Raw genomic sequence first — 10,245 nt, forward strand, 5'->3', positions numbered from 1 at the left:
AGCGGCACGACCCTGAACCACATCAGAGGTGCACGCCGGCAACGAGCGGTGCGCGTCTTCCAGGAACATCAGCAGCCCTTCTACGGGATCAGTGGTCAATGAGGTCGAATTCGAAAGTGGGCCTGCACCGACCGGGGGGACGGTGGCCGGTGCAGGCCCCGTAGGTACCCGCGTCTAGACGCGGGAGCTATCGGGTGCGAAGGCCCGCAATCGCGCCCAGGACACGCAGGGCGGCATGAGCTCAACCCGCTGTCGGCACGTCGGGACCATCACCGCGCTCACGCCGGCACCCCCACACGGTTCGGGGTGAGCTCGCCGAGCTTCGCCGCCATCTGCGCGATTTCAAGAGGGGTGACCTCCAAAGCATCAGCGAGCGCTTCGACCTCGTTCAGCGTGAACGACACACGTCCCGACGTGCGGGAGTGGTACATGGCGGGACTCATTCCCGCCGACTCGTAGAGAGCTTTCGCGGTCAGCCCGGAGCGCTTCAAGTGCACCCCGATGGCATCGGCGGTGAGACGTGCCCAGGTCCCGGCTGGGTGGGCCGCCACGCCCCTAGCCACGGTCGTGATCTCCCGCGTGACCAGCGACCATCGCGATCGCCAGGACAAGGGAGGTGACCCGGGCGGGATCCGCGGCCCAACCGCGGTGCCGGAGCTCCGTCGTGACCAGGCTCTGCTCGAGCATCGAATCGGCCTCCTGCAGGAGGCCCGTCGACAACCACCTCCCGGCCGTCTCCATATCGTCGACCGTCATCACAGTCCCGAAAGGTGCAACGGAGCAGGGCAGGACATCAACGGGTGTCGCCTCGCGGCGCCGCAAACCTTCAAGAGCACCAGAAAGCGCACCACCGAGAATCAGGGGACCGTCGCCCGCGACGACCGCGTCAACCCACTGGGCCTCATCCATGACATCGGAGATGCAGAAACTCGCTCCGCGGCCCACCGCGACGTTGAAGCTCAGCAACTGATGAGCCTTGTCCCTGTGCCGGATCGTCATCAGTTTCCACCCTGCACAGTGAGAATCGCCCAGTCCCGGTCGACGTGATCCTCGGTGGTGAGAATGATGTCGAGGAGCCGATCGAGGAAGTCGTCGATAGCGGAGACGGATGGGAGTGTGGTGGCCACGAGTGGGCTCCTGTCAGCAGATCGGTTCGGTTCAGAGGGGCTGGTGCGATTGCGGGTGACGCAAGTTGATGGCTTGCGTGGGAGACCACTTCCCGACTCGCCGCCGCTGCCCTCGGTGCGGAGCGTGGCGCGTCACCACAGGTCGCACTTCCAGGAGATGCCCCAGCCGTATCCGGGGATTTCCCAATGAGTCACCCCATGGGCTCCCTGCGGATACGTGTTGGTCGAGCCATATGTCACCCGGGAACCGCCCTCGGCGCTCCGGCCGGGGTCAGAGCAGGAGCCCATCGCTGCCTGCTTGTACGGCTGCCAGTTGCTCTGCGAGCCGCCCGGGGTGCTGCCACCAGTACCCGGGCTCGTGCCAGTGCCTGGGTTCGTGCCAGTGCCGGGGTTCGTCCCGCCGCCGGGGTTGGTGTTGCCACGGGAACCGTTCGACGAGTCGCGGGATCCGTTCGATGTGCCGCTGTTGGAGCGCTGTTGTTCTTCGGCCTGGCGGGCGGCCTCTGCTGCTTCCTGGTCGAGGACCGCCTGGTGGGCTGTCCCTGCAGCGTTCACGGAGGTGATGTACGCACCGACGAGTGCCGCGCGCTCCTCGAGGAGGATGTCTGCGGCGCCGTCAGCCGCGAGTGAGGCCGCGGCAGCAGTGACCGCTGCCGTCTCTGTAGGGGCCTTCTCCCATGTCAGCGTCGCGCCCTTCTCCGCTGCGGACGCGATCGCGACATCCGCGCTCCCTGCGGCAGCGACCGCTGCTTGGGTGATTTCGTGCTCAACCTTCTCGACCAGGTCGATGTAGTAGCGCTTCTGGTTCGTGTCCGACTCCAGGCGTTCGGTCTGAGCTCGGAGCTCGTCCGCCGTGAAGTCCCCCACAGGTCGCGTCTCGGCGGGGACAACAGGTTTGTGCGTGAACGTCTTAAAGGCGTGCGGGCGATCAACGACAAACGCGCCCGTGCTGTCCAACGCGAGGTCAGTGGTTGCGTACGCGGCGGTCTTAGCCAGAAGGTCAGCGCGGGTGGCGGGGTCAGCGACAGTGCTGTCCGTGAGCGTGGTGGCAATCGCCAGATACGACGGGTAATCGGCGGTCAGAGCGTCTTCGGCTGCGTGCAGACCGTCAACGGCCTTATCCATCGACGTGTACGTGCCTTCGCGTTGCGCGACGGCGATCTCGAAGGCGTCGGCTGCGGCTTGGTGCTCGACCGCGCGGACGGCGGTGGGGATGCCGTATGCGGCGCCACCGGTCACGAGCACGGCGGCCGTGAGGAGGGTCCAGGTGCGACGACCGGGCCGCTTCTTCCGGGTAGGTGCTGCCGGTGCGGTCATCGTCTCGTCGACATCGTCGACGGGGGGAAAGTTGGGGGTGTTGTCCATGATGTTCTCCATTGATCAGGGGGGTGGGCCTGGCAATGGAGAACCAGGCCCACCCCCGTGGGGTTAGTCGACGGCGGGTGCGTCGACCGTCTCCGTCGCCCGTCGGCGACGAAGAATCGGGCGCAGGTAGGCCGCGAGGCCTCCTGCGAGGAGGGCGCCGCCAGCAAAGAACCAGGCGGGGTTCAGGTCCCCACCGGTCTGGGCCAGATTGCCGGCGGCCGGCGTGGTGAGGGTCTCAGACGGCTCGCCGCACTCGCCCTTGGACAGTTCGCCACCGTCTTCCGTGTTCGTGGTCTCCACGAACGTCGTCGTCATCCCTGCGGGCTTCGACGGCGGGGTGAACTTGCCACTGGACACCAGCTGCGCGTCGTCCTTGTACAGACCTTCCTCGAGCGCAACCGGCTGCGACGTCCACACCAGGGTCTTCTCCGTGCACACCAGATCGGACCCGGTAGGTACCTGGTAGGCACGGAACGTGACCGTTGCACCCTTAGGGACGGAACCGCGGATCTCTGCGGTGTCCCACAACTGGTCACCACGCTTGGAGGTCCCCGCGCCCGAGTCCGAGTGCGCCTGCGTCTTCACATCGATGACGTGCGACGTCTCCGACGGCTCCCCGCATTCACCACGGTCAACGACTTCCTGCTTTCCGTCGTCGCCGGGGACGGAAAGCAGCTGCTCAACCCACAGCTCGGTGCCATACTCATCAGCCGCGAACTCCGGCGACTTGTACTCCCCCGCCTTCGTGATGTGCTGCGGGTCGTCAAGGTTGTCACTGATCAGATTGTCGGCCGTGCACACCCAGGACAGGTCCCCAGGCTCGGTGCCGGCGGGAGCGTTTGGCACCCACTTGCCGGACTCGTCCTGGACCGTCGGAACGAGGTACTTCTCGAACGTGAGCTCGAGACCCTCATTGGGCAGCACACCGGTCACGATCGCCGTGTCCTGGCTCGTCGCACCCTTCTTCGTGCCGACCTGAGCCTTCGTGGTGACGTCGACGCCGAACGTGGTCTCCTCGTACAGACCGAACAGGTCCGTCCACAGGTATCCCTCCGGGAACACGGAGCGGAGCCGCTCAGGCTGCGCTGCGGCCTCGAACTTCCACACGTAGACAACGGCGCGCCCATCAGCGGGCATCACAGCATCTCCGAACGTCGCCACACCCTTGGCAGCAGCACCCGCGGTGCCGGTGTTGTACGTCGTCGACGCGATCAACTCAGCACCGGCGGGGACCTTGTTGGTCGGCTTCTCCGGTGCCTTGTCAACCGCGTACGCGTCGATCGTCCACTCCGTCGGCGCGAACTCTCCCTTCGAGTTCTTCTTCCACTCGTTGACGCGGCCATTCTCGTCCGCGGCGAGCCGGAACGTTGCCGTGTCGCTCAGGGGCGTCCCCGGCTTCACGAAGCGGGGCGCGTTCGAAATCGCTTCCGGCTGGAAGTCCGGTGAGCGCAGGGCAGGGTCCTCACCGGTCGCCGTGTACGACGAAGCCTTACCGGGACCAGCAGTCTTCTGCTTGTCGCCGGTCAGCCACACATGCAGCTGACCCGAATACCCGGAGCTGATCTGCGACGTGCCGCTGATCTTCCAGTCCGCCCCATCATCAGGAGCAACACCCTTCACCTCGTACTCGGTACCCAGCGACGCCCCAGCGAGCGTGTTCGTACCCGTGGTCACGAACACACCATTCGTGAGGGTGATGGTCGCGATGGCACCCGCGGGGTTCCCGGGGACCGTCACGGAGACAGTGCCGTTGTAGTTGTTCGAAGGGTTGACGGTGAAATTCACCGACCCAGAGCTGATAGTCGGGCCCGCGGTAGTGCCGGCGGTCGCATCGAGGATTGCCTGAGCGCGATCGGCAACAGCGCGAGCCTCCGCACCGCCTACGGAGCTGTAGAGGACCCAGTTCACGTAGTCCCGCAGGTTGTGGTCGCCGGTGTAGGAGTGCGATCGGTACATCGCCTCAGCGTTCGCGACCACCTTCACCGCGAAGCTCACAGCGGACGCTTCCCGGTTGTCCCAGGTCTGCCCGTACTCGGTGACGATCCGACCAATACGAGCCTGGTCATTCGCGGTCAACGTCCGATCGCCGTAAGGCGAGTTCGACGTAACCCCGTCTTGCCATCCCCCATCGGTACTCGTCCCCCACGGGTTATCCGTGCCCGGATCGATGCAGTACACGATCGAGCCGTCCTCAGCCAGGAATCCTCCCTGCATGCCGATGCTCTCGTCGGTCGTCCCGTACCCAGGGCCACCAGGTGCGAAACGAGGCTGAATAACCACCTCATCCCCGGCCTCATCCGAGGGCGAATCCGGGACGCTAGCCATCGCCGTCAGCGACGGAAGCATCAACAGCATCCCGACACCAACGGCCAGCCCTTTACCCATGTGTGCGCCAGGCGAACTGCCGAACGCGCTCCTGCCGCGCGCCTCCGACGGCTTGCGGATTCTCATGCCGGTCTTCATCCATTCCTCATTCCGATGGGGTTTCTGTCGGAGGAGGAGCCTTCGACAGCTAACTGTCTATTTCAACAGTCATCACCACACTAGGGGAATCTGGACGACTATTCAATTACGGAGTGAGGTCAGGGTGCCGATGTTGCTCAGCAGCCAGGCATTCCTCTGGCTCAAGCTGTGGGCGTGATCGTGCATGGTCTCAGGAGTCTCATTGATCGTGCAGTTCGCCAGCCATGCCCAACGTCGTCCCTCGCCAGACCGCAACGGCCCCCAATTTGCGGTGGCCCTCTTTCGTGCACGGGCACTCTTCCGGAAGCACGGACTCGCTTCTGCGACGACGGTTGCAGATGTGGTCGAGATCGCTTCCGCCGCCGCGGGGAGGCCGGTGAGGGCTGTCCAACGGGAGGAGACGTACGACAACTACGGCTCAGCGTTCACTTACAATTTCCCGGATAGATCGGTCATCGTTGTCCGTGAGAGCGACCACTCCTTCTACCAGCTCTGGGGCCTGTTTCACGAAGTGGGACACCTCATCTTTGGGCACAGATGCTCGGCACTTTCGGCGCTGTACAGGAGCCCCAACGCTGAAGACGACGACTGGAGACAATTCGTCCGTAGGAACCGCCACGCTCACTTTGGGAAAGGCTTCCAGGAGCTGGAAGCAGAGGCCCTGGCATTGTTGGTTGGGAGACACCTTCTCAAGTCGCGGTGGCGACGTGATGAGGTGGTGTTCGGATGACCATGGATCAGCTGTACATGCCGATCACCCTTGTGTTGATTGTTGCGGTGGTTGTTCGGGCTCACTCTGCTTTCCAGAACGCAGAAGCCTTCCCTGCCTGGCTCGCGACTGTCATCGCCATCCCGGCTCTGCTCTCCCGCGGGGCCCTGATCCCGATCGACACTCTCGATGCTTGGGTCGGCGGCCAGAACATCATTTTCCTCATCCAATGCTGGTGCGCAACTTTCGCGTTCTGGGCTATCGGCGAAGCAGCTCGTCTGCTTCCGGGCAACCGCGATAACGACCTTGGGAGTCGCGATCCCGTCAAGCTAGACTTCCGCGTCCCGCTGCTGTGGTCTGCTGGGTATACGATCCCGTTCTTCTTCATTGCAGAGAGAACCCCAACTGAACTCTTCTTCATTGATGCTCATGTCGATGATCTTGCGGCCGTGCTCTGTGGCGTGCTCTACATGGCCGGGGTCATTGGAATTTGTCTAACTCTCCTTCACCGATTGCGAGGAAGAAGGACAGTAGGACACTGGGCGCTGAAGCTCGGAGCAGCCGCCGTCGCCGGAGGAAGCACCCTCTGGTCCGTGGCAATCGTGATCCATCATGCGCTTGACCTCCGACGGGCTGCGATTCTGTGGATGTACTTGGGGTTCGACGTCCTGTTCTACCCCGGCGTGGTGCTCATGGCGGTTGGGCTGCTGCTGTTCGCTGCGACTCGGCGAGTTCGACAGAACGGCGCGCGAAGTCGAGCTCGGACCCCCCGTCAAATCCTCGAGAGGCACAGCATCGACGCGAGTCACATGGCCACGGATCCTATCGACCAACTTATTGAGCTCCTGGTCAAGGTCCGTGACGCGTACCAGCGCGGCATGGTGACCATCACGAAGGAAGAAGAGGTCGAGTTGCGAGAGGCCGCAGATTGGGTTCGCGACGTTCTTCCTCAAGTCGTTGAGTTTGACCGACTTCTTGACGAGGAGCATCGGTGATCGTCGGACTCATCCTCAGCGGGATCATTCTGACGGTCACAATCGTAGGGCTAGGGACTTACGCGTCCAGGATGCTTGTTCGGTGGCCAAGGCCTCCACTAGTCCGGGTTCTATCGATGCAACGGGATCGAGTGACTCTGCCTTCGACGCCGCTAACCCGCTATGACGGGGAGTATGCCCTGCGATCGTCCGGAGGCTATGCGCGCGCAGGCAAGATTCTGGAAGTCACCGATCGCACAGTCACCCGTGAGCTGTTGGAAGTCACGGGTGACGTCTACGCCGCGACCGATGTCACGTTTGATGGTGATGTCATCGCAAGCCCGAGCGTGCTAGGTGCGTATGTCGACGTCCAGATTCCTACGGAACACGGACCGGCGCCTGCCTGGCGATTCGATCGCGGGGGGGAGAGCCGGCTGTGGATCATCCATGTCCACGGCTACCAAGCCAACCGACTCAATGCGCTACGAACGGTTTCCGTGCTGCACGAGATCCCCTCAACGCATCTGGTGGTCTCCTACCGAGGTGACGGAGACGCTCCGGCCTCTCCGAACAACACAACCCGCTTGGGGCTGGACGAATGGCGCGATGTGGATGCGGCTCTGGAGTTTGCAGTTGACCACGGTGCTGAGCGTGTTGTGATGGTGGGCTGGTCGATGGGAGCGAGCATCGCGCTACTTCTTGAGGAACGCAGCCGTCATAGAAGCATGATTATCGGAAACGTCTTTGTGGGCCCGGCCACGGACTGGCGAGCCATCATGACTACCAGTGCTCGGCGAATGGGGATTCCCGCGCCACGCGCCCTCACCGCGCTATGCGTGCTGTTGCTGAGCTCACGCATCGGATGCCGCCTTGCTGGTGTACGAGCCCCAATCAACTTTCCCTCAATCGACTGGACTCGCGCGGCTCGGGTTGGCGTTCCCACACTTGTGATTCACTCGGCCGGCGACATGACATCACCGCTGGAGGCGACGAGGCGATTCCTGCAGGCAAACGATCCGTGGGTTGAATTGGTCGAGCTGCGTCGCGCACCCCATACGCGGGAATACAACGTCGACCCCGAAGGCTTCCGGGCGGCAGCCCTGGAGTGGGTGCGACGGCTCGTCAGCTGATGCTACGCAGGGTGCGTGTGAGCGCTCGCAATGCGGCCGGCGTGATATCGCCTAGTGTGCGAGCGGCAATAGAGAGCGCCCCGGTATCCTGCATCGCCTGACGGAACTCCAGCAGGGCATCTGTCATTTCGTTCGCTTCTGCATTGTCAAAGTCAGTGAAGTACTCGACGGGCACATCCCAGAACTTCGCCAGAAGTGCGGGTACCCGTGCGGACACTTCGCTTGAAACAGTGCCGCCCTGAAGAGCAGCGAACTGCTCAGAGCTCAGAGGGACGCCTTCCAGCTCGGCCAGCGCCAACAGATCACCCCAGCTGTATGCGGCTCCGTTGCTTCTGAGGCCTGCGATCACACGCTGAATGCGCGTCGACAGTTCGCCAGGATCAACGTCGAGCGACGGCGCGATGTCCCCACCGTCGAGACCTCCTAGCATCACAGCACGACGGCAGATCTCAAACCAGTGCACTCCGAGAGCATTGGCGAGCTTTTCGAGATCGTTCAGGTTAAAGGGCTGGTCGCCCCTCATGCGGACGTAGTAATAGCTTTCCGACATGTCGGCCGCGCTGTACAACCTCTGGTTGTCCCACCCGCGTTCTTTGCGGGCTTGTGCTACAGCCGCTGCAACGCTCTGGCTCAGCCCGCCTGCAGCCCCGCTTGCCCGTTTACCCACGACTCAAAACTAGTCGAGTGGTCGAGCTGTTGCGGCACCGACAAGCTGGACGGGACGCGCGCGCCACCCGCGACTGTTTATATCAGGTGCTACTCTAGCGCCGATGGTGTAAATGAACTCTTGTCATGGATTTTCGGAGAGGGGATCCATGCCGACACACCCCCCCAATTTCCTTTGATAAAACGAATTTCCAGGGATGATCGGACTATGAGCAAGGTTGGACGGCCAAGTAAGGGAATCCGTGATGCTGTCACGGCAAAACCCCCTATGCCCTTCGGCGCAATCCTCAGAGAGAACGCGAAGAGTGTGGGTCTGTCGTACGGGGAGTATCTAGTACTGCTCGCGGCTGAGCGACTCGACATGCTCGAGTATGCCCCGACTCCGTCGCGTGACCGTGGGAACGAACTTCCGATCCCAGAGGAGGGCCGCAGAACAGCAGCCGCTTAACGAAAGAGCCCGCCGCGTGTGCGGCGGGCTTCTCCCAAGTCTCTCGATCCGCTGAGATGCCAGTCGCGTCGGATCGAGTAAGTGAAGAACCGGTGGTACCGGGGCTTCGGTGTACCCACTCTGTGAGGAGGAGGTGATGTCATCATACGACGCGATGATGCGGTTTTCCAGTCAGCTGCGATGATTTCTCGGCGTGTCGCGCCCGATACGGGTGTTTCTGACGATGGTGGCGCGCCTGGGTGGGCGGTGTGGTTGGAGCCTGGTAGCCCGGCTGCGGAGGTCCTTTCCCGGGCCTCGGATGCTCCTGTTGGCGCCCGCGGGTCGTCGTCTGGTGATCGTGATGTTCCGGTGTTGTCTGTGGCGGATGCGTGGTGGTTGGCTCGGGCTCTTGCTCGGAGGCCGTTCGTGCACCGGATGGTGGCGGAGGCGGATGGGGTGGTCCGTTCGAACCGGTACCCGGTGAACTATCCGGTGGCATCACCTGTCCCGCCGTCGACGCCGTGGTGTATTGACATCGCGGACGCTGAGGGCCGGTTCTGGTTGGCCCCGTTTGATCTGGATGCGAAGCAGCCGGAGGACTTTGAGCAGGCGGTCGAGGATCTCGGCGTGGTGGTGAGGGTGCTGCGGGACGCGGGTGTCCCGTATGTGGTGTGTAAGTCGAGCCCGAAGCCGGCGGGTGGGTTCCATGTCTTCGTACCACTTGACGGCGTGGAGCTGTCGGTGATGGAGCAGCTCGCGGATGCGGCGAAGGCGGTGTTGCCGAGCCTTGACCACGGTCTGCTGCGCAATGCCGCGAAGGGCGCGATTCGCCCCCCGGGGGCACCTCACGCGGCCGGAGGTCAGTCGATCGTGATGGAAGGGGACCCGACCCTGCTCCTCTCCCCCACGGTCACCGCCGCTGACCTGTTGCGGGTGATCGCGGGGTTCCGACAGCTACGCCCCGCCGTCGACCCCAACACACCCTCCCCGATGTGGAGCGCCGTCGACGAGGCAGCCGCGATCGCGGCGCCGGCGTCTCTGCGGACGCATCGCCCGCTGCCGGCATGGGGCGAGAAGCACATGGCAGCGCCAGGTGGTGGCCCTGACCCGTCCCGGAATGGGTACATGTGCCTGTTGGCGGCCGCGGTCGCCGGATGGACGCTGCGCGACGTCACCCACGCTGCACAGGCCTACCCCGGCATGGAGTACTACCGCACGAAGCACAACCCCTCCGGTGGCCCCCGGACTCCTCGCACGAGGAAAGACACGACCTCCCGCCTCGAGCGGCAGTGGGCGAAAGCGCAGGAGCGCGCGTTGCTGTACCGGTACGCGCCGGCCGACACCGGGCGTGATCTCACCGAGCTCACACGGATGGTCGACGTCT

General features: G+C 63.5%; 9 protein-coding genes and 1 pseudogene. 4 read left to right on the plus strand and 6 right to left on the minus strand.

All coding sequences use genetic code 11. The features are described 5' to 3' along the window. Nucleotides 1-278: 278 nt before the first annotated feature. The 5 genes from ACWGO6_RS17015 to ACWGO6_RS17035 form a co-directional block, all read right to left on the minus strand. Entirely contained in the window at nt 279-551 is a 273-nt protein-coding gene (locus tag ACWGO6_RS17015; protein ID WP_452327387.1) for a helix-turn-helix domain-containing protein, read from the minus strand. Nucleotides 552-555: 4 nt separating this feature from the next. Continuing rightward, a complete protein-coding gene (locus ACWGO6_RS17020; protein WP_452327388.1) occupies nt 556-999 on the minus strand; it encodes a hypothetical protein in 444 nt (147 codons plus the stop codon). Beyond that, nucleotides 999-1,127, minus strand: coding sequence for a hypothetical protein (locus tag ACWGO6_RS17025; RefSeq protein ID WP_452327389.1), 129 nt, complete (start codon nt 1,125-1,127; stop codon nt 999-1,001). Before ACWGO6_RS17025 ends, ACWGO6_RS17020 begins: the two co-directional genes overlap by 1 nt. 132 nt (nt 1,128-1,259) lie before the next feature. Then, nucleotides 1,260-2,492 carry a hypothetical protein gene (locus ACWGO6_RS17030; protein ID WP_452327390.1) on the minus strand — a complete coding sequence of 411 codons (1,233 nt, stop codon included), beginning with the start codon at nt 2,490-2,492 and terminating at the stop codon, nt 1,260-1,262. A gap of 63 nt (nt 2,493-2,555) precedes the next feature. Next, nucleotides 2,556-4,568 carry a hypothetical protein gene (locus ACWGO6_RS17035; protein WP_452327391.1) on the minus strand — a complete coding sequence of 671 codons (2,013 nt, stop codon included), beginning with the start codon at nt 4,566-4,568 and terminating at the stop codon, nt 2,556-2,558. Between the two features lie 727 nt (nt 4,569-5,295). On the opposite strand from ACWGO6_RS17035, the gene ACWGO6_RS17040 reads away from it, so the two are divergent. The 3 genes from ACWGO6_RS17040 to ACWGO6_RS17050 all read left to right on the plus strand — a co-directional run bounded on the left by ACWGO6_RS17040 (nt 5,296) and on the right by ACWGO6_RS17050 (nt 7,768). Continuing rightward, complete coding sequence (locus ACWGO6_RS17040; RefSeq protein WP_452327392.1) at nt 5,296-5,685, plus strand: ImmA/IrrE family metallo-endopeptidase; 390 nt, start codon at nt 5,296-5,298, stop codon at nt 5,683-5,685. Further along, on the plus strand, nt 5,682-6,659 hold the full coding sequence (locus ACWGO6_RS17045; protein WP_452327393.1) for a hypothetical protein: 978 nt from the start codon (nt 5,682-5,684) through the stop codon (nt 6,657-6,659). The genes ACWGO6_RS17040 and ACWGO6_RS17045 overlap by 4 nt, the downstream gene beginning before the upstream one ends. Before the next feature lie 131 nt (nt 6,660-6,790). After that, on the plus strand, nt 6,791-7,768 hold the full coding sequence (locus ACWGO6_RS17050; RefSeq protein ID WP_452327394.1) for an alpha/beta hydrolase family protein: 978 nt from the start codon (nt 6,791-6,793) through the stop codon (nt 7,766-7,768). Here the strand turns inward: ACWGO6_RS17050 and ACWGO6_RS17055 are convergent. Further along, entirely contained in the window at nt 7,761-8,435 is a 675-nt protein-coding gene (locus ACWGO6_RS17055) for a helix-turn-helix domain-containing protein (RefSeq protein ID WP_452327395.1), read from the minus strand. The two genes, ACWGO6_RS17050 and ACWGO6_RS17055, sit on opposite strands and share 8 nt — an antisense overlap. A 1,053-nt stretch (nt 8,436-9,488) precedes the next feature. Between ACWGO6_RS17055 and ACWGO6_RS17060 the strand changes: the two are divergent. Beyond that, nucleotides 9,489-10,245, plus strand: a pseudogene (locus ACWGO6_RS17060) (helix-turn-helix domain-containing protein); the annotation flags it as partial.

The sequence above is a fragment of the Microbacterium sp. NPDC055665 genome, from assembly GCF_053618035.1.

Bases quoted from the DNA above. Each gene is read 5' to 3' on its own strand.
- ACWGO6_RS17045 (WP_452327393.1), top strand. From the start codon at position 5,682: ATGACCATGGATCAGCTGTACATGCCGATCACCCTTGTGTTGATTGTT.
- ACWGO6_RS17020 (WP_452327388.1), bottom strand. From the start codon at position 999: ATGACGATCCGGCACAGGGACAAGGCTCATCAGTTGCTGAGCTTCAAC.
- ACWGO6_RS17030 (WP_452327390.1), bottom strand. From the start codon at position 2,492: ATGGACAACACCCCCAACTTTCCCCCCGTCGACGATGTCGACGAGACG.